This window comes from Mycobacterium innocens (assembly GCF_900566055.1).
Lineage (GTDB): Bacteria > Actinomycetota > Actinomycetes > Mycobacteriales > Mycobacteriaceae > Mycobacterium > Mycobacterium innocens.
The window spans coordinates 34,537-53,555 of the sequence record NZ_UPHQ01000045.1 but is presented as its reverse complement, the minus strand read 5'-3'; the positions used below and the strand labels follow the sequence as shown (position 1 = coordinate 53,555).

Here is a 19,019-nt window from a genome sequence, read left to right as displayed (position 1 = left end):
ACCCAGATCACCGTTCGGGGCCGGTCGCCGCCGCGCAGCAAGTCCAGTTCCCCTTCGTCGTGTGCCGCGGCAATGGCCCGCACCTGCGCACCGGCGGTCGACGCGGCGCGCAACAGGCCGTCGCGGTCGGCGGCGATCAGGCCGTCGGCGTCTTCGAGATCGACCGACTGGACGGCGCTCACGGTCCCGCCTCCGCCGGCAGCTGGGCCGCGATTTCGCCGCTGACCTGCTGCACCACCGCATCGACATCCTCGGCGCTGCGGGCCTCCACGTTGAGCCGCAGCAACGGCTCGGTGTTGGAGCTGCGCAGGTTGAACCAGCTGTCGTCGCCCAGATCCACCGTTACCCCGTCGAGGTGGTCGATGGACTGGACCCGGTTGCCGAACGACTTCAGAACCGCTTCCACGCACGCCTCGGCGTCGGCCACGTGGAAGTTGATCTCGCCGGACGATTCATAGCGCTGGTAGTCGGCGGTCAGCTCGGACAACGGCCGGTCCTGCTCGCCGAGGGCGGCCAGCACGTACAGTGCGGCCAGCATCCCCGAATCGGCGCCCCAGAAGTCGCGGAAGTAGTAGTGGGCCGAGTGTTCGCCGCCGAAGATCGCGCCGGTGTCGGCCATCAGCGCCTTGATATAGGAGTGTCCGACTCGCGAGCGCAACGGCGTGCCACCGCGCTCGACGACCAGTTCGGGCACCGCGCGCGAGGTGATCACGTTGTGGATCACGGTCGCGCCGATCTCCCGGCCGAGCTCGCGCGCTGCTACCAGGCCGGTCACCGTCGACGGCGACACGGGGTGGCCGGTCTCGTCGACCACGAAGCAGCGGTCGGCGTCTCCGTCGAAGGCCAGTCCGATATCGGCGCCGGTGTCGCGCACATAGGCCTGCAGGTCCACCAGGTTGGCCGGGTCGAGCGGGTTGGCCTCGTGGTTGGGAAACGAGCCGTCGAGCTCGAAGTACAAGGGCAGCAAGGTAATCGAGCCGATCGGGCCGAGCACGGCCGGTGCGGTGTGGCCGGCCATCCCGTTGCCGGCGTCCACGGCCACCCGCAGCGGCCGCAGGCCGGTGGTATTGACCAGCGATCGCAGAAATCTCCCGTAGTCGTCCAGCACATCCTGGTCGGTGCGCGTTCCGGCCGGCCCGTCGTGGGCGGGCACGCCATTGATGAGATCGTCCCGTATGGCGATGAGTCCGGTGTCCGCGCCCACCGGTTTGGCGCCGGCCCGGCACAGCTTGATGCCGTTGTATGCGGCGGGGTTGTGGCTGGCGGTGAACATCGCACCGGGGCAGTCCAGCAGTCCCGAGGCGAAATAGAGCTGATCGGTCGACGCCAAACCGATGCGCACCACGTCGAGGCCCTGTCCGGTCACCCCGTCGGCAAACGCGGCGGCCAGCGACGGCGAACTGTCGCGCATATCGTGGCCGATCACCACCTGCCGCGCGCCCTCGGCGTGCATCAACCGGGCGAAGGCCGCGCCGATATCGACGGTCAGCGACTCATCGATCTCTTCCCCGACCAACCCGCGCACGTCATAAGCCTTGATAACACGATTGATAACCGCGGCGGGCCAAGACATGGCGGGCTCCTGACGACTTGGTTTTCTTCGTCCCTTGGCCGCCAGCCTATCGGCCCGACGAAGTCGCCGACGGCATCGGTCTGGACCGGAGCCGAACCGGCTATGAGAATCGGCCGGGCTAGTCGGGACTAGTCGGGGGGATCGGGCAACACGCGCAGGTGTCCGCGGCGACGTCCATTGCGATGTTCGGGCGGCGCGAACACGCCGCCACTCGGGGCCTTAGCATGAACACCGGCATGGGCACCGGCGCGGTGGACCACAGGATCGGGGAAGCCGTTGTGCGGCGAGCCGTTTCTGCCGGGTTGGGCCACCGAATAGGCCCCGGCAGCGACGGGGCCGCCCTCGCGCACGGCGTCGGCCAGCGCAACCAGATCGTCCTCATCGGGATTGGTGGGTAGCGGCCCGGCGTGGCGCACGAGTTCCCACCCTCGCGGCGCGGTGATGCGGCCGGCGTGGCTGACGCACAGATCCCAGGAGTGCGGTTCACGTGCTGTGGCGAGCGGACCCACGACCGCCGTCGAGTCCGAATAGACGAACGTCAACGTTGCCACTGCGTAATGCGGACACCCGGGCCGACAGCAGCGACGGGGTACGTTCACGACCGAAAGGCTATCGTGCGGAAACGCCGCCGAAGCGGCGGACACGCGCATCCGTTCCGGGCGCGATGTGCAACCGTTACCATCGGCGCGTGAACGATTCCCGCGGCTACCCCCGCAGTGGCCGGCCGGGTGGCAGATCCGCGGCGGCGCGCCGGGTGCGGCGCCGGGGTCGCGAGTGGCGTGGCCCGCTGCTGCCGCCGACGGTGCCGGGGTGGCGCAGCCGGTCCGAGCGGTTCGACATGGCGGTGCTGGAAGCCTACGAACCCATCGAGCGCCGCTGGCAGGACCGGGTGTCCGAATTGGACGTCGCGGTGGACGAGATCCCGCGCATATCAGCCAAGGATCCCGAGAACGTGCAGTGGCCGCCCGAAGTCATCGCCGACGGGCCGATCCCGCTTGCCCGGCTGATACCGGCAGGAGTCGACGTCCGCGGCAATGCCACGCGAGCACGAATTGTCTTGTTCCGCAAGCCAATTGAGCGACGGGCGAAGGACACCCTGGAGCTTGGCGAGTTGTTGCACGAAATCTTGGTGGCCCAGGTAGCCAGCTATCTGGATGTCGAGCCCTCGGTCGTCGACCCGACGATCGACGACGAGTGAGCAGCGGGCCGCCCCCAGATCCCGATCAGATCCCGATCAGATAATGCCGCGCTTGAGGCGCCGACGCTCGCGCTCCGACAGGCCACCCCAGATGCCGAAACGCTCGTCGTGAGCGAGCGCGTATTCCAGGCACTCGTGGCGCACCTCGCAGCCAAGGCAGATCTTCTTTGCCTCGCGGGTCGAGCCGCCCTTCTCCGGAAAGAACGCCTCGGGATCCGTTTGGGCACAAAGGGCCCGGTCCTGCCACTGGTCGGCGGGCGGCTCGACGAGAGCCGGCGCCTGCTGGGGCTCGAACGCGTCGGAAACCAAACTCAAGTGCGGTCGGGCGATCTCCATCGATGGCACTGTCGCCGAGCCGGCAGCGGTGTGCGGTGCGCCTGCCATCACACCCCTAAGGTGCTCATAGGACATGCCGCCGCCTCCTCACCTAATAGATCGTGAAATGGTTTGCCACTGTTTTGATGTGCAGTTAACCCAATTCGAACTAGTGATCGAATCTCGGTCTGCGACACCGAAACCGGCCGGCCAACCGGGAAATGACACTGATGTGATTAGACACGCATTGGGCAGCCGGGTCAAGCATTCCGGCGCATTTCCATACCATCTCGTGATCAAATTTCCGCGATTCTGTTTCGGTTCGGTGTACGGCGTGTCGAGTGCACTTCGTCACAATGCGCGTCAGGGACCCGTCAGGGGCCGGCGTGAAAGCGCGGTAACCCCGCCCTGATCCCCCGTCCCCGGCGGGTACTGTCCTGCGGTGTGAAGGTCACCGTTCTCGTGGGGGGAGTCGGCGGCGCCCGCTTTCTGTTGGGGGTCCAGCAGTTGCTCGGCCTGGGACAGTTTGCCATACCGGGACACGACGCATGTCACGAATTGACCGCGGTGGTCAACATCGGTGACGATGCCTGGATCCACGGGCTACGGGTCTGCCCGGACCTGGACACCTGCATGTACACCCTGGGCGGCGGTGTCGACCCGCAGCGGGGCTGGGGTCATCGCGACGAAACCTGGCACGCCAAAGAGGAACTCGCGCGCTACGGCGTACAGCCGGACTGGTTCCAACTCGGCGACCGGGATCTGGCCACGCACCTGGTGCGCACCCAGATGCTGCGCGCCGGCTACCCGCTGTCGCAGATCACCGCGGCGCTGTGTGACCGCTGGCAACCGGGGGCGACGTTGCTCCCGGTCAGCGATGACCGTTGCGAGACCCACGTGGTGATCACCGACCCGGAGGCCCAATCCCAGCGTGCCATCCACTTCCAGGAGTGGTGGGTGCGCTACCGCGCCCAGGTGCCGACCCACAGCTTCGCCTTCATCGGCACTGAAACAGCGAGTGCCACAACAGAAGTACTGGCCGCTATCGCCGAGTCTGACGTCGTCATGCTGGCTCCGTCCAACCCGGTGGTCAGCATCGGTGCCATCCTGGCGGTCCCCGGCATCCGTGCCGCGCTGCGGGCCACCTCAGCGCCGATCGTCGGCTACTCGCCGATCATCGGGGGAAAACCGTTGCGCGGCATGGCCGATGCGTGTCTTTCGGTGATCGGGGTGGATTCCACCGCGGCGGCGGTGGGCCGGCACTACGGCGCGCGCACCACCACCGGCATACTCGACTGCTGGCTGGTGGCCGAGGGCGATCAGGCCGACATCGACGGCGTGCTGGTGCGATCGATACCGCTGTTGATGAGCGACCCGAAGGCAACCGCGGAGATGGTGAGCGCCGGGCTGGAGCTTGCGGGTGTGGCGGCGTGAGCGAGCACGGCACCGGATCGCCCATCGAAATCCTGCCTGTCACCGGGCTTCCCGAATTCCGCCCCGGCGATGACCTGAGCGCGGCGATCGCGGCCGCCGCGCCCTGGCTGTGCGACGGCGACGTCGTGGTGGTCACCAGCAAGGCGGTGTCCAAGTGCGAGGGCCGGCTGGTGCCGGCGCCGGAGTCCGAGGAGGCACGAGATCGACTGCGCCGCAAGCTGATCGACGACGAAGCGGTACGGGTACTGGCCCGCAAGGGCAAGACCTTGATCACCGAGAACCGGCTCGGGCTGGTGCAGGCCGCCGCCGGGGTGGACGGATCCAACGTCAACCGGAATGAATTGGCGCTGCTGCCCGTCGATCCCGACGCCAGCGCCGCGGCCCTGCGCGCCGGGCTGCGCGACCGTCTCGGTGTCACCGTGGCGGTGGTGGTCACCGACACCATGGGCCGAGCCTGGCGCTGCGGCCAGATCGACGCCGCGGTCGGTGCCGCCGGTCTGGCGGTGCTGCATAACTATGCGGGCGCCCTGGACCGGCACGGCAACGAATTGGTCGTCACCGAGATCGCGGTCGCCGACGAGATCGCCGCCGCCGCCGATCTGGTCAAGGGCAAGTTGACGGCGCTGCCGGTGGCCGTGGTCCGCGGGCTGCCGGTGCGCGACGACGGCTCCACGGCGCGGCGCTTGGTGCGGCCGGGCGCCGAGGACCTGTTCTGGCTCGGCACCGCCGAAGCCATCGAGCTGGGGCGCCGACAGGCCCAGCTGCTGCGCAGGTCGGTTCGCCGGTTCAGTGCCGAGCCGGTGCCGCCGGAGCTCGTCGAATCCGCGGTCGCCGAGGCGCTCACCGCGCCGGCCCCGCACCACACCCGGCCGGTGCGGTTCGTATGGCTGCAGACGCCGGCGGTGCGCGCCCGGCTGCTCGATCGGATGAAAGACAAGTGGCGCTGCGATCTGGCCGGCGACGGCAAGCCGGCCGACGCCGTCGAACGCCGCGTCGCGCGCGGCCAAATACTCTACGACGCACCCGAAGTCGTCATCCCCATGCTGGTGCCGGAGGGTGCCCACGCCTACCCCGACGCGGCCCGCGGCCACGCCGAGCACACCATGTTCACCGTCACGGTGGGAGCCGCGGTGCAAGCCCTGCTGGTTGCCCTGGCGGTGCGTGGGCTGGGCAGTTGCTGGATCGGCTCGACGATCTTCGCCGCCGATGTGGTGCGTGCCGAATTGCAGTTGGCTGCCGACTGGGAACCGTTGGGCGCCATCGCGATCGGCTACGCCCAAGAGCCGACGGGGGTGCGCGACCCGGCGCCCGTTGGGGACCTGTTGGTCCGCAAATGACAACGTTCGCGGGTAAGGCCGCCGCGTCCGCCGACAAGGTTCGCGGCGGCTACTACACGCCGCCCGCGGTGGCCCGGTTCCTGGCTCGCTGGGTCTGCGAGGCCGGCCCACGGATCCTGGAGCCCTCCTGCGGCGATGGCCGGATTCTGCGCGAACTGGCCGCCCTGACTTGCCGGGCACACGGTGTGGAACTCGTTGAGCGGGAAGCGAAAAAGTCGCGAGCATTCGCTGCCGTCGACGTCGCCAACTTTTTCAGCTGGCTGCATACGACCCGACCCGGCAGCTGGGACGGCATCGCCGGCAACCCGCCCTATATCCGCTTCGGCAACTGGGCACCCGATCAGCGGGCACCGGCCCTGGAGCTGATGCGAAGCGCGGGCCTGCGCCCGACGAAGCTGACCAATGCGTGGGTCCCGTTCGTCGTGGCCAGTACCGCCCTGGTGCGCGAGGGCGGACGAGTGGGCCTGGTGGTTCCGGCGGAATTGTTGCAGGTCAGCTACGCGGCGCAGCTGCGGGAATTTCTGCTGAGCAGTTATCGCGAAATCACGCTGGTGACCTTCGAGCGATTGGTATTCGACACGATCCTGCAAGAAGTCGTGGTGTTCTGCGGAGTGGTCGGTGCGGGCCCGGCGTGGATACGCACCGTCAACCTCGCCGATGCCGGTGGACTCGAGCGCGCGAACCTCACCGGCGAGACCGCTCCGGCGCTCCTTCACGAAAAAGAGAAGTGGACCACGTATTTCCTCGACCCGGGTCAGATCGAGCTGTTACGCGCACTGCGCCGGTCCGGGACCATGGTCAGGCTCGGCGACCTGGCGGAGGTGGACGTGGGCATCGTGACCGGCCGCAACAGCTTCTTCACCTTCACCGACGCCGAGGCGGCCGCGCGGGGGCTGCGGCGGCACTGCGTTCCGCTGGTCTCTCGCAGTGCCCAACTCAGCGGTCTGGTCTACGACGACGATTGCCGGGCAAGCGATGTCGCCGCCGGGCACCGAACCTGGCTGCTGGACGCCCCCCGCACCCCCGCCGACGGCGCTTTGGCCGCGCACCTTGCCGCCGGCGAGGCCGCCGGGGTTCACCTGGGTTATAAGTGCTCGATCCGCAAACCGTGGTGGCGCACGCCGTCGCTGTGGATTCCGGACCTTTTCATGCTGCGCCAAATCCACTGCGCGCCGCGCCTGACGGTCAATGCGGCCGCGGCGACGAGCACCGACACCGTGCATCGGGTGCGGGTGGGCCCCACCGTCGATCCGGCAAGGCTTGCCGCCGTCTTCCACAACAGCGCGACGTTCGCGTTCGCCGAGATCATGGGCCGCAGTTATGGCGGTGGCGTCCTGGAGCTCGAGCCGGGTGAGGCCGAGCTGTTGCCGGTCCCGCCGCCGGCGTACGCGAGCTCCGAACTTGCCCGCGACGTCGATCTGCTCTTGAAGTCGAACGAGACGGAGAAGGCCCTCGACATTGTGGATCGTCATGTCCTGATCGAGCGGCTCGGTCTGTCGCCGGACCTGGTCGCGAGCTGCCGGGCGGCGTGGTCCACCCTTCGCGGTCGCCGACGCAACCGGGGGTCGCGTTGAGCATCCGGGATTCGGTGATCGCCACCCTCACCGATTGGCAGGCTCCCGACCCGGGCCAGGACTCGCTGCGGCATGCCGTGCTGGCGTTCGTGCATGCCCGGGCCGACGCGTGCCGGCGCGACTGCGAAGCCGGCCACATCACCGCCTCGACGCTGGTGCTGGACGACAGCGGCACTCAGGTGCTGCTGTGTTTGCATCGCCGCTTCGGTCGTTGGGTGCAGCTGGGCGGCCACTGCGAGGACGACGACCGCGACGTCGTCGCCGCGGCGCTGCGCGAGGCGACCGAGGAATCCGGCATCGCCGGTTTGCGGCTGGCACCCGAACTCGTCGCGGTGCATGTGCATCCGGTCACCTGCTCGTTGGGAGTGCCGACGCGTCATCTGGATCTGCAATTCATGGCGCACGCGCCGGCCGGGGCGCAGATCGCGATCAGCGAGGAGTCCGAGGACCTGCGGTGGTGGCCGGCCGAGGAATTACCGCGCGGGACCGACCACGCGCTGGCGTACCTGGTGACTCAAGCAACTCAAGCGACGCGCCGAGCGTGACGCCAGCGTCACGTTCGCCGTCGAGCGTGTCAACAGCGTCACGTTGGAGGTGAAAGAAGCTCAGACGTCGGACGAATAGCGGATGCCGCCGTCGGGAATGGAGACCCCGGGCCACACCCGGGCGCCACGCAGCAGTTCGCAGCGCGCGCCGATGTCGGCGCCGTCGCCGATCACGCCGTCGCGGATCAGCGCCCGGGGCCCGATGCGGGCGCCGAAGCCGATGATCGATCGCTCTATCACGCTGCCGGCCTCCACCTTGACGCCGTCAAAGATGATCGCGCCGTCCAGCCGGGCGCCGGGGCCGATCTCGGCGCCCCGCCCGACGACCGTGCCGCCGATCAACAACGCCCCGGGCGAGATCGCCGCGCCGTCGTGCACCAGCTGCTCACCGCGATGGCCGTGCAGGGCCGGTGACGGAGCGATGCCGCGAACCAGGTCAGCCGACCCACGCACGAAATCTTCCGGTGTGCCCATGTCGCGCCAGTACGTGGCGTCGACATAGCCGCAAATCCTGACGTCGGCATCGGCGAGCAACGCCGGAAAGACCTCGCGCTCCACCGAGACCTCGCGGCCCCGGGGAATCCGGTCGATGATCTCGCGCTTGAACACATAGCAGCCGGCGTTGATCTGGTCGGTGGGCGGATCCTCGGTCTTCTCCAGGAATGCCGTGACCCGGCCGTCGGCGTCGGTGGGCACACAGCCGAAGGCCCTCGGGTCACCCACCCGAACCAGGTGCAGGGTGACGTCCGCCTGGTTGGTGTCGTGGAATTCCAGCAGTTGGTTCAGGTCGGCCCCGGAGAGGACGTCGCCGTTGAACACCATCACGGTGTTGTAGCGCAGCTTGTCAGCCACATTGGCGATGCCGCCGCCGGTGCCCAGCGGGTTCTCCTCGGTCACGTAGTCGATCTGCAGGCCCAGCTTGGACCCGTCGCCGAATTCGGCTTGGAACACCTCGGCCCGGTACGACGTGCTCAGGATGACGTGTTCGATTCCCGCCGCGGCGACGCGCGACAGCAGATGGGTCAGAAACGGCAGCCCGGCGGTCGGGAGCATGGGTTTGGGCGCGGACAACGTCAGCGGCCGCAGCCTGGTGCCCTTGCCGCCGACCAGGATCACCGCATCGACTTGCCGAACTGCCAACTCAGTGCCGCCCTTCTACTAGTTTCCGGCGCGAACTGCGCACCATGAGACGAGAACGCACCGCCAGTGATCCCCGCAGCGTCCAGCGCAGCGGCGCACGCCACCAGCCGCTATGCCGATCCGCCAGGAATATGTAGGTGCTTTGGTGATGTGCCGCCAGATGCGTCGCCGGGTCGCGTCCGGTCGAGTGCCCCTTGTGATGCAGGACCTCGGCTGAAGGCACATAGACGCTGAGCCAGCCGGCCTTGCCGAGCCGGTCGCCGAGATCGACGTCCTCCATGTACATGAAGTAGCGCTCGTCGAACCCGCCCACCTGGGCGAAGGCCGAGCGCCGCAGCAACAAACACGACCCCGACAGCCAACCGACCGCCCGTTCACTGGGCTCCAGGTGCTCCTGGCGGTAGGCCTTCGTCCACCTGTTACCCGGCCATACCGGTCCGAGCACCGCGTGCATGCCGCCGCGGATCAGGCTGGGCAGGTGGCGTGCCGACGGGTACACCGACCCGTCGGGATCGCGGATCAGCGGACCCAGCGCACCGGCGCGGGGCCAGCGCTCGGCGGCCCCCAGCAGGGCGTCGATGCTGCCCGGTCCCCATTGCACATCCGGGTTGGCCACGATCACCCAGTCGCCCAGCCAGTCCTCACCGAGCCGGTCGAGCTGGGAAACGGTGAAGTTCACCGCGGTTCCGTAGCCGAGATTGGCTCCCGTCGGCAGCAGCCGCACGTTGGGGTAGCGCTCGACGGCGGCCTGGGGTGTTCCATCGGTGGAGCCGTTGTCGGCCAGCAACACCCTGACCGGACGCTCGGTGGCCAGCGACAATGACGCCAGGAACCGCTCCAGGTGAGGGCCCGGCGAATAGGTCACCGCGACGACCGGCAAGACGTCAGTCACGCGTAGAGGGTAACGGTCGTGGCGTGGGATGTCCCGGGGCTGCGCCGCAAGCTGCCGCCAGCGCCGCGGCCAGCGCGCTGCGCCAGGGCCGCAGCGGGGTCAATCCGGCCGCGGTCCAGGCCCGGCCACCCAACGCCGAGTAGCTCGGCCGCGGCGCGGGCCGCGGGAACTGGGCACTGCTGACCGGCCGCACCCGGCGGGGGTCGGCGCCGCATTCTTCAAACACCGCGCAAGCTTGGGCGAACCGGGAGACCGCACCCTCATTGGCGGCGTGCAACACACCTCCGGGTACGCCGGCGCCGGCCACTTCCAGCAACGCGGCGGCCAGGTCGGCCACATAGGTCGGTGATCCGGTCTGGTCGCTGACCACGTCGATCGGGCCGTCACCGGCGGCCAGCCGGCGCATGACGGCCACGAAGTCCGTGCCGTCCCCGCCGGTGTAGACCCACGCGGTGCGCACCACGACGGCCTCCGGCAACGCCGCCAGCACCGCTTGTTCACCGGCGAGCTTGCTGCGGGCATACACACTCTGGGGCGCGGTTGCGTCGCCCGGCTCGTAGGGATGTGGCGGCGCACCGCCGAAGTCGCCGTTGAACACGTAGTCGGTCGAGACGTGAATCAGCTGGGCACCGACACGCGCGCAGGCACGCGCGAGGTTTTCCGGACCGGTGGCGTTGACGGCGTAGGCGCGGGCCTCGTCGCTTTCGGCGGCGTCGACGTCGGTGTAGGCGGCGCAATTGAGCACGATGTCGCCGCTTCGGACGATCAGGTCGGCCGCGCCCGGGTCGGTGATATCCCATTGCGACGACGTCCGCGCCAGCACCTCGCGGCCCGCGAGGCCCGCCTGCGCAGCCACAACGCGGCCCAGCTGCCCGCCCGCACCGGTGATCAAGATCCTGCCCGACATGCGTTCGAGTCTGGCACGCCGGCCCGCGCTACCCAGAAACTAGCTGTGACACAAGTAACCTACAGTGATGCCTGTGCAACGTGTGGTTCGTGCGGTGTGCACCGCATTGGCCGTCGCGGTCGTCCTCGGCACCGGATTGGCATGGACCAACGTCCGGTCGTTCGAAGACGGCATCTTCCACATGTCCGCGCCCTCGCTGGGCCATGGCGGCGACGACGGCGCGATCGACATCCTGCTGGTCGGCCTGGACAGCCGTACCGATGCCCACGGCAACCCGCTGTCCGCCGAGGAACTGGCGACGTTGCGGGCCGGCGACGAGGAAGCCACCAACACCGACACGATCATCCTGATCCGGATCCCCAACAACGGGAAGTCGGCCACCGCGATATCCATTCCGCGCGACTCCTACGTCCAGGCCCCCGGCGTGGGCAAGACCAAGATCAACGGCGTCTACGGCCAGACCCGGGAGGTCAAGCGGGCCGGACTGGTCCAGGCCGGCGCTTCCGCGGCCGAAGCCGCCGCCGCGGGCACCGAAGCCGGTCGCGAGGCGCTGATCAAGACGGTGGCCGAACTCACCGGGGTCACGGTCGACCACTACGCCGAGATCGGCCTGCTCGGTTTCGCGTTGATCGCCGACGCGCTCGGCGGCGTCGACGTGTGCCTCAAAGATCCTGTCTACGAACCGCTTTCGGGCGCCGACTTCCCGGCCGGGCGGCAGAAGCTCAACGGTCCGCAGGCGCTCAGCTTCGTCCGCCAGCGCCACGAGTTGCCGCGCGGCGACCTGGACCGGGTGGTGCGCCAGCAGGCGGTGATGGCCTCGCTGGCCCACCGGGTCATCTCCGGCAAGACGCTGTCCAGCCCCGCGACGCTCAAGCGGCTGGAGCAGGCTGTGCAGCGCTCGGTGGTGCTGTCGTCGGGCTGGGACATCATGGATTTCGTCAAGCAGATGCAGAGCCTTTCCGGCGGCAACGTCGCCTTTGCCACCATCCCGGTGCTCGACGGCGCCGGCTGGAGCGACGACGGCATGCAGAGCGTGGTCCGGGTGGACCCGCACCAGGTTGCCGACTGGGTGGGCGGCCTGCTGCACGAGCAGGACGAGGGCAAGACCGAGCAGCTGGCCTACACACCAGCCAAGACCACCGCCGACGTGGCCAACGACACCGACATCAACGGATTGGCGGCGGCGGTCTCAGAAGTCCTGAGCGCCAAGGGATTTGCTACCGGATCGGTGGGCAACAACGACGGCGTCCACGTGAAGGGCAGCCAGGTGCGGGCCGCCAAGACCGACGACTTGGGCGCGCAGCAGGTCGCCAAGGAGCTGGGCGGGTTACCGGTCGTCGCCGACTCCTCGATACCGCCGGGATCGGTCCGGGTGGTGCTGGCCAGCGACTACACCGGACCGGGCTCCGGCCTCGGCGGCAACGGGACCGGCACCATGACGCCCGCCCGCGCTTCAAATTCCGGGAATGCCGGCGCCTCGGACACCACTCCCCCGCCGTCGCCGATCCTGACCGCCGGTTCCGACAATCCGGAGTGCATCAACTGACCACGCTGTCCGGGGCGATCCTCGATCCGATGCTGCGGGCCGACCCGGTCGGCCCCCGCATCACCTACTACGACGATGCTGTTCAGCCTGCCGGCGAACGCATCGAGCTGTCGGCGGTGACCCTGGCGAATTGGGCCGCCAAGACCGGGAATTTGTTGCGCGACGAGCTGGCCGCCGGGCCGGCCAGCCGGGTCGTGGTGTTGCTGCCCGCCCATTGGCAAACGGCGGCCGTGCTGTTCGGGGTGTGGTGGATCGGCGCCGAGGTGGTTCTCCAGGGCCCTGCCGACGTTGCCCTGTGCACCGCGGAACGGCTGGACGAGGCGGACTCGACCGTCCAGCCGGGTGGCGAGGTGGCGGTGTTGTCCCTGGATCCGTTCGGCCGGGCGGCGCCCGGCCTGCCGATCGGGGTCACCGACTACGCCACCGCGGTGCGGGTGCATGGCGACCAGATCGTTGCCGAGCGCCACCCCGGGCCGGCGCTGGCCGGCCGATCGGTCGACCAGATCCTGGCCGACTGCGAAAACTCCGCGACGGCAAGGGGTTTGACGTCAAACGATCGGGTGCTTTCGGTGCTTTCCACTGCCTCGTGGACCACTCCCGGCGACATGGTGGACGGCCTGCTGGCGGTCCTGGCCGTGGGCGCTTCTCTGGTGCTGGTGGCCAACCCGGACCAGGGGGCGCTGCAGCGCAGGATCGAGACCGAAAAGGTCACCCGCGTCCTTTGATCCGAGGCGATTCGACGGCTCAAGCCACGCCCGCAGATACATGTTGATATCGCGATATTTTGATGTTAGCGTCGTGGCCGATGACAGGCCGAAAGGAAGGTACAGACTCATGGCGGCGTACGGAGTGTTGGCGAAGGCGGCCACCTTGGTGGTCCACGGGGTGGTCGGGGTGGCAGCCTATGACCTGGTGCGCAGGGCCGCGAAGAAAGCGCCGGTGCATCAGGCGGCGGTCTCGGTGGTCGAGTTGGGGTTGCGCGGAACACATAAGGCCGAGGAAGCCGCGGAGTCGGCCCGGCTGAAGATTTCCGACGTGATGGCCGAGGCTCGCGAGCGTGTCGGCGAGGAGGCGCCCACCCCTGCCGTCGGTCACGCCCACGACCACGACCACTGAGCTACCCGAGATGACGCTGGCAATTCCTCAAGCAGTTCCTCACGAAGTGGTTTCCGATGCGGCCGGGCGCATGCGGGTCCACGTCGGCTGGGTCCGCGGTGACTCCCGCCGGGCGGTAGCGATCGAAGAGGCCGTCGCCAAGCAGAACGGGGTGCGGGTGGTGCACGCCTACCCGCGCACCGGGTCGGTCGTGGTGTGGTACGCCCCGCGGCGCTGCGACCGCCCGGCGGTCTTGCAGGCGATCAGCGACGCTCAGCACGTCGCGGCCGAGTTCATTCCGGCCCGGGCGCCGCACTCCTCGGAGATCCGCAACGCCGACGTGCTACGCATGGTCATCGGCGGCGCGGCGCTGGCCCTGCTCGGGGTGCGCCGCTACGTGTTCAAGAGGCCACCGCTGCTGGGGCCCAGCGGCCGGATGGTCGCCACCGGCGTCACCATCTTCACCGGCTACCCGTTCCTGCGCGGCGCACTGCGCTCGCTGCGCTCCGGCAAGGCCGGCACCGACGCGCTGGTCTCGGCAGCCACCGTCGCCAGCCTCATCCTGCGGGAAAACGTGGTCGCGCTCACCGTGCTGTGGCTGCTCAACATCGGCGAGTACCTGCAGGATCTGACGCTGCGGCGGACCCGGCGGGCGATCTCGGAGCTGCTGCGGGGCAATCAGGACACCGCCTGGATCCGCCTGACCGACGGCACCGAAGCGGGCACCGAAGTGCAGGTGCCGATCGACACCCTGCAGATCGGCGACGAGGTGGTGGTGCACGACCATGTCGCCATCCCGGTCGACGGTGAGGTGGTCGACGGTGAGGCCATCGTCAACCAGTCGGCGATCACCGGGGAGAACCTGCCGGTCAGCGTCGTGGTCGGGACGCACGTGCACGCGGGTTCGGTCGTGGTGCGCGGGCGCCTGGTGGTGCGCGCCCAGGCCGTGGGCAACCAAACCACGATCGGTCGCATCATCAGCAGAGTCGAAGAGGCGCAACAGGATCGGGCACCGATCCAGACGGTCGGGGAGAACTTCTCCCGCCGGTTCGTGCCCACCTCGTTCATCGTGTCCGCGATCACCTTGCTGATCACCGGGGACGTCCGGCGGGCGATGACCATGCTGTTGATCGCCTGCCCCTGCGCGGTGGGCTTGTCCACCCCCACCGCGATCAGCGCGGCGATCGGCAACGGGGCGCGCCGCGGCATCCTGATCAAGGGCGGCTCGCACCTCGAACAGGCCGGCCGGGTCGACGCGATCGTGTTCGACAAGACCGGAACGCTGACCGTGGGGCGCCCGGTGGTCACCAATATCATTGCCATGCATAAGGATTGGGAGCCCGAACAGGTGCTGGCCTATGCCGCCAGCTCGGAAATCCACTCCCGGCACCCGCTGGCCGAAGCGGTGATCCGATCGACCGAGGAGCGCCGCATCAGCATCCCGCCGCACGAGGAGTGTGAGGTGCTGGTCGGCCTGGGCATGCGAACCTGGGCCGACGGGCGGACCTTGTTGCTGGGTAGCCCGTCGCTGTTGCGGTCGGAGAACGTCAACGTCTCCAAGAAGGCGTCGGAATGGGTCGACACGCTGCGCCGTCAGGCGGAGACCCCGCTGCTGCTGGCCGTGGACGGCACGCTGGTGGGGCTGATCAGCCTGCGCGACGAGGTGCGGCCCGAGGCCGCCGACGTGCTGAAAGAGTTGCGGGACAACGGTGTTCGCTGCATCGTCATGCTCACCGGCGACCATCCCGACATCGCCAAGGTGGTCGCCGAGGAGTTGGGCATCGACGAGTGGCGCGCCGAGGTGATGCCGGAGGACAAGCTCGAGGTAGTGCGCGAGCTGCAGGACGACGGTTACGTCGTCGGGATGGTCGGCGACGGCGTCAACGACGCCCCGGCGCTGGCTGCCGCCGACATCGGGACCGCCATGGGGCTGGCCGGAACCGACGTCGCCGTCGAGACCGCCGATGTGGCGCTGGCCAACGACGATCTGCATCGGCTGCTCGATGTGCGGGACCTGGGTGGGCGGGCAGTGGAAGTGGTCCGGCAGAACTACGGCATGTCCATCGCCGTCAATGCCGCCGGACTGCTGATCGGGGCCAGCGGCGCGCTGTCCCCGGTGCTGGCCGCCATCCTGCACAACGCGTCGTCGGTGGCGGTGGTGGCCAACAGCTCTCGGTTGATCCGCTACCGCCTGGACTGAGACCGGTTACGCCGAGATCGCCGTCATGGCTGTGGATGATCCGCCTACCACAACCCTGGCGGCGATCTCGGCGACCGGGCCGACGCTCAGCAGCCGCAGTCGTGACCCTGCCAGGACCGGACGCCCTGCCACACCGCGACACCGGAGATGGCGAGCCCCATGACCGGGTCGACCCACCAGCCGCCGGGCCAGCCGGCCGTGATCGCCAGGCCCAGCAGCACCCCGGCGGCCTGGGCGGCGCACAGGTAGTTCTGGGTGCCTTCGCCTTCGGTGGCCCCCGATTTCAGGCGGGCGCCCAGTTTGTGGTTGGCCCAGCCGAGGATCGGCATCAGCACCAGCGCGATGGCCGTCAACGCGATGCCCAGCACCGAGGTTTCGGCGTGCTGGCGGCCGGCCAGGTGCTGCAGGGACTCGGCAGCGATGTAGGGGGCAGTCAGCCAGAACGACACCGCGACTCCGCGTTGCGCGCGCCGCTCGGCGGTCGCGGACAGGGTGCGGTCGCCGGTGAAGCGCCACAGCACCATGGCGCTGGCCAGACCCTCCGAGCCGCCGGCCAGAGCCCACCCGGTCAAGGCCACGGATCGCACCGCCAGGCCCTGCCACAACCCGATGCCGCCCTCGATGAGCAGCACGGCCAGGCTGACCCCGGCCAGCCGGTGCGCCCACACCGCATTGTGCTGCCATTCGGAGTCCCGCTCGACCGCCGGCGTCGCGGGCGCAACCCCGTGGCAGTGGTCGGTCTGCGAGATCCCGGTGTCCATCCCGAAGATGTTAAAGGCAAGGCCGGCCCGGCGCCGGTTCGACCGGCCCACTGTGACCGAAGCGATGGTGATTACGCTGACTGACCAATAGCCTGCGGCCGTCGAGGAGATCGCAGATGGGGCGCACCGAGAACGACACCTGGGACCCGGCTTCCAGCGTGGGTGCCACGGCGACCATGGTGGCGGCCGGACGCGCCCGCGCCACCCGGGCCGCCCTGATCGACGACCCGTTCGCCGAACCGCTGGTGCGCGCTGTCGGCATCGACTTCTTCCTACGGTGGGCCAGCGGCGAACTTCGGTCCGAGGACGTCGACCTGCCCGATGCCCCGTGGGGCATGCAGCGGATGACCGACCAGCAAGCGGCGCGCACCCGCTACATCGACGCGTTTTTCGCCGCGGCCCAACACGACGGGACGCCCGCGGGCAACCGACAGGTCGTCATCCTGGCCTCCGGGCTGGACACCCGCGGATACCGGCTGCCCTGGGCGACCGGAACGGTGGTCTTCGAGATCGACGTGCCGCAAGTCGTCGAATTCAAGACCACCGCACTGGCCACCCTCGGCGCCGTTCCGCGCGCCGACGTGCGCGGCGTCCCCGTCGATCTGCGTGATGACTGGCCGTCGGCGCTGCGACAGGCCGGGTTCGGGGCCGACCGGCCCACCGCATGGGCCGCCGAGGGACTTTTCGGTTACCTGCCACCCGATGCCCAGGACCGGCTGCTCGACCACATCACCGCGCTCAGCGCCGACGGCAGCCAGCTGATCGCCGAGGTCTTTTTCAGCGCTGCGGCCAGCCGAGAGCTTTTCAGTGTTATCTACCAGCGCTGGTACCAGCACGGTCTGGACGTCGCGCTCAAGGCTCTGGGCTTCCCCGGCAAGCGCAACGACGTGGCGACGCACCTGGAAGAGGCCGGTTGGCAAGTGGTTCGCACGCCGCTGGATCGGCTGCTGGTCGACAACGGATTCGCGCCGGCCTCCGTCGATGGCACCGCTGCCCCTGCCGCCCCAGGCCCCCCCTTCGCCGAGGACTACTACTGCACCGCGGTGCTGCGCCGGCAGGCGACCACATATAAGAGAATCAGGGAAGGGTTCGCCGATGCAGAACGACAGACCCGCCAAGCCACTCGACGGGTTTCGGGTACTCGATTTCACCCAGAACGTCGCCGGTCCGCTGGCCGGACAGGTGCTGGCCGATCTGGGCGCCGAGGTGATCAAGATCGAGGCGCCCGGCGGTGAGGCGGCCCGCCACATCACCGCGGTCCTTCCCGGACGTCCGCCGCTGCCCACGTATTTTCTGCCCAACAACCGGGGCAAGAAGTCGGTGACGGTGGACCTGACTACCGGCGCGGCCCGGCAGCAGATACTGCGGCTCGCCGACACCGCCGACGTGGTGCTGGAAGGCTTTCGCCCGGGCGTCATGGAACGCATGGGCCTGGGGCCCGAGGACTTGCGAGCCCGCAATCCGAAACTGATCTATGCGCGCCTGTCGGCGTTCGGCGGCAACGGCCCGCACGGCACCCGGCCCGGTGTCGACCTGATGGTCGCCGCCGAGGCCGGCATGACCACCGGGATGCCGACGCCGGACGGCAAACCGCAGATCATCCCGTTCCAACTGGTCGACAACGCCAGCGGCCACGTGCTGGCCCAGGCGGTGTTGGCCGCGCTGCTCAACCGCGAGCGCCACGGGGTGGCCGACACCGTCCGGGTGGCCATGTACGACGTCGCGGTGGGGCTGCAGGCCAACCAGCTGACCATGCACCTGAACAAGACCAGCGGTGACCGGCCGAAGCCCGATTCCGTGCCACAAGCCAAGCGGCGCAAAGGGGTCGGCTTTGCCACCCAGCCGTCCGACGCGTTCCGCGCCGCCGACGGATACCTGTTGATCAGCGCGTACGTGCCCAAGCATTGGAATAAGCTGTGCCACCTCATCGGCCGGCCCGATCTCCTGGACGACGAGCGATTCATCGACCAGCGCGCACGGGCGATCCACTACCACGAGTTGACCGACGAGCTTCAGTCGGCGCTAGCCGCCAAGACCGCCGCCGAATGGGTCGAGCTGCTGCAAGAGGGCGGTCTGATGGCCTGCCTTCCCTATAGCTGGAAACAGGTCGTCGACACCCCGCTGTTCGCCGAGAACCGGCTTGCCGTCGAGGTCGGCCGCGGGGACGACGCCGTCACCGTGATCCGGACGCCGGCGCGCTATTCGAGCTTCAGCGCGGTGGTCGCCGATCCCCCGCCGGCCCCGGGCGAGCACAACGACATGTTTCTGACCGAACCCTAAAGTCCGGTGTCACGGTCCACAGCTTTCTTTGAGTTACCGATGAATGACCTGCCCCGCGCTGACCTCGTCCAGACCCGCGTAGAGGATTACAGGGTCGTACTCCGTAACCTCACATATTCGCTATTTATCCAATATGAACTCTCGCTTTCAAAGCCGGTGGACAGCGGGGGCGTCGGGACGGGGAAGCGGTTCTGCCGCCGATGACCTTTGATCGGTTCGAGG

At 68.7% G+C, this 19,019-nt stretch carries 17 protein-coding genes and 2 pseudogenes; 11 read left to right on the top strand and 8 right to left on the bottom strand.

The window, feature by feature from the left end:
- The 3 genes and pseudogenes from EET03_RS05540 to EET03_RS05530 all read right to left on the bottom strand — a co-directional run.
- Nucleotides 1-182, bottom strand: a pseudogene (locus tag EET03_RS05540) (TobH protein); the annotation flags it as partial.
- Complete coding sequence (locus EET03_RS05535) at nt 179-1,573, bottom strand: phosphomannomutase/phosphoglucomutase (protein WP_099194005.1); 1,395 nt, start codon at nt 1,571-1,573, stop codon at nt 179-181. The gene EET03_RS05535 and the pseudogene EET03_RS05540, both read right to left, overlap by 4 nt.
- A 128-nt stretch (nt 1,574-1,701) precedes the next feature.
- Nucleotides 1,702-2,172, bottom strand: coding sequence for a DUF3499 domain-containing protein (locus EET03_RS05530; RefSeq protein WP_208649003.1), 471 nt, complete (start codon nt 2,170-2,172; stop codon nt 1,702-1,704).
- A gap of 65 nt (nt 2,173-2,237) precedes the next feature.
- On the opposite strand from EET03_RS05530, the gene EET03_RS05525 reads away from it, so the two are divergent.
- The gene (locus EET03_RS05525) at nt 2,238-2,771 is read left to right on the top strand and encodes a metallopeptidase family protein (RefSeq protein ID WP_425271501.1); all 534 of its coding nucleotides are present in this window, start codon (nt 2,238-2,240) and stop codon (nt 2,769-2,771) included.
- Between the two features lie 36 nt (nt 2,772-2,807).
- Here the strand turns inward: EET03_RS05525 and EET03_RS05520 are convergent, their stop codons facing one another.
- Nucleotides 2,808-3,155 carry a WhiB family transcriptional regulator gene (locus tag EET03_RS05520; protein WP_063469463.1) on the bottom strand — a complete coding sequence of 116 codons (348 nt, stop codon included), beginning with the start codon at nt 3,153-3,155 and terminating at the stop codon, nt 2,808-2,810.
- A 375-nt stretch (nt 3,156-3,530) separates the two neighbouring features.
- On the opposite strand from EET03_RS05520, the gene cofD reads away from it, so the two are divergent.
- The 4 genes from cofD to EET03_RS05495 are packed head-to-tail and all read left to right on the top strand — an operon-like array spanning nt 3,531 to nt 7,976.
- Complete coding sequence (cofD, locus tag EET03_RS05510; protein WP_063469450.1) at nt 3,531-4,520, top strand: 2-phospho-L-lactate transferase; 990 nt, start codon at nt 3,531-3,533, stop codon at nt 4,518-4,520.
- Nucleotides 4,517-5,857, top strand: coding sequence for a coenzyme F420-0:L-glutamate ligase (locus tag EET03_RS05505; protein WP_075542687.1), 1,341 nt, complete (start codon nt 4,517-4,519; stop codon nt 5,855-5,857). Before cofD ends, EET03_RS05505 begins: the two co-directional genes overlap by 4 nt.
- The gene (locus tag EET03_RS05500) at nt 5,854-7,431 is read left to right on the top strand and encodes an Eco57I restriction-modification methylase domain-containing protein (protein WP_075542688.1); all 1,578 of its coding nucleotides are present in this window, start codon (nt 5,854-5,856) and stop codon (nt 7,429-7,431) included. The genes EET03_RS05505 and EET03_RS05500 overlap by 4 nt, the downstream gene beginning before the upstream one ends.
- Complete coding sequence (locus tag EET03_RS05495; protein WP_075542718.1) at nt 7,428-7,976, top strand: NUDIX hydrolase; 549 nt, start codon at nt 7,428-7,430, stop codon at nt 7,974-7,976. Before EET03_RS05500 ends, EET03_RS05495 begins: the two co-directional genes overlap by 4 nt.
- 60 nt (nt 7,977-8,036) lie before the next feature.
- Here EET03_RS05495 and manB read toward each other — a convergent pair whose 3' ends face one another.
- The 3 genes from manB to rfbD are packed head-to-tail and all read right to left on the bottom strand — an operon-like array spanning nt 8,037 to nt 10,915.
- On the bottom strand, nt 8,037-9,116 hold the full coding sequence (gene manB, locus EET03_RS05490) for a mannose-1-phosphate guanylyltransferase (protein ID WP_075542689.1): 1,080 nt from the start codon (nt 9,114-9,116) through the stop codon (nt 8,037-8,039).
- A 1-nt stretch (nt 9,117) separates the two neighbouring features.
- Nucleotides 9,118-10,008 (bottom strand): glycosyltransferase family 2 protein, encoded by an 891-nt coding sequence (locus EET03_RS05485; RefSeq protein WP_075542690.1) that lies wholly within the window; start codon nt 10,006-10,008, stop codon nt 9,118-9,120.
- The gene (gene rfbD, locus EET03_RS05480; protein WP_075542691.1) at nt 10,001-10,915 is read right to left on the bottom strand and encodes a dTDP-4-dehydrorhamnose reductase; all 915 of its coding nucleotides are present in this window, start codon (nt 10,913-10,915) and stop codon (nt 10,001-10,003) included. Before rfbD ends, EET03_RS05485 begins: the two co-directional genes overlap by 8 nt.
- Nucleotides 10,916-10,982: 67 nt before the next feature.
- On the opposite strand from rfbD, the gene EET03_RS05475 reads away from it, so the two are divergent.
- From EET03_RS05475 to ctpC, 4 genes are all read left to right on the top strand, one after another.
- Nucleotides 10,983-12,461, top strand: coding sequence for an LCP family protein (locus tag EET03_RS05475; RefSeq protein WP_075542692.1), 1,479 nt, complete (start codon nt 10,983-10,985; stop codon nt 12,459-12,461).
- Nucleotides 12,449-13,186: a TIGR03089 family protein gene (locus tag EET03_RS05470; protein WP_208649002.1), complete on the top strand. Its 738-nt coding sequence runs from the start codon at nt 12,449-12,451 to the stop codon at nt 13,184-13,186. The genes EET03_RS05475 and EET03_RS05470 overlap by 13 nt, the downstream gene beginning before the upstream one ends.
- Before the next feature lie 109 nt (nt 13,187-13,295).
- Nucleotides 13,296-13,577 (top strand): DUF1490 family protein, encoded by a 282-nt coding sequence (locus EET03_RS05465; protein WP_075542693.1) that lies wholly within the window; start codon nt 13,296-13,298, stop codon nt 13,575-13,577.
- A 10-nt stretch (nt 13,578-13,587) separates the two neighbouring features.
- A complete protein-coding gene (ctpC, locus tag EET03_RS05460) occupies nt 13,588-15,756 on the top strand; it encodes a manganese-exporting P-type ATPase CtpC (RefSeq protein WP_099194004.1) in 2,169 nt (722 codons plus the stop codon).
- Nucleotides 15,757-15,842: 86 nt separating this feature from the next.
- On the opposite strand, the gene EET03_RS05455 is transcribed toward ctpC, so the two are convergent.
- A complete protein-coding gene (locus tag EET03_RS05455; protein WP_099194331.1) occupies nt 15,843-16,517 on the bottom strand; it encodes a cation efflux transmembrane domain-containing protein in 675 nt (224 codons plus the stop codon).
- Nucleotides 16,518-16,633: 116 nt separating this feature from the next.
- On the opposite strand from EET03_RS05455, the pseudogene EET03_RS05450 reads away from it, so the two are divergent.
- Both EET03_RS05450 and EET03_RS05445 read left to right on the top strand, forming a co-directional pair.
- Nucleotides 16,634-17,566: pseudogene (locus EET03_RS05450) on the top strand (class I SAM-dependent methyltransferase); the annotation flags it as partial.
- A 46-nt stretch (nt 17,567-17,612) separates the two neighbouring features.
- Nucleotides 17,613-18,797 carry a CoA transferase gene (locus tag EET03_RS05445; protein WP_075542695.1) on the top strand — a complete coding sequence of 395 codons (1,185 nt, stop codon included), beginning with the start codon at nt 17,613-17,615 and terminating at the stop codon, nt 18,795-18,797.
- Nucleotides 18,798-19,019 lie beyond the last annotated feature (222 nt).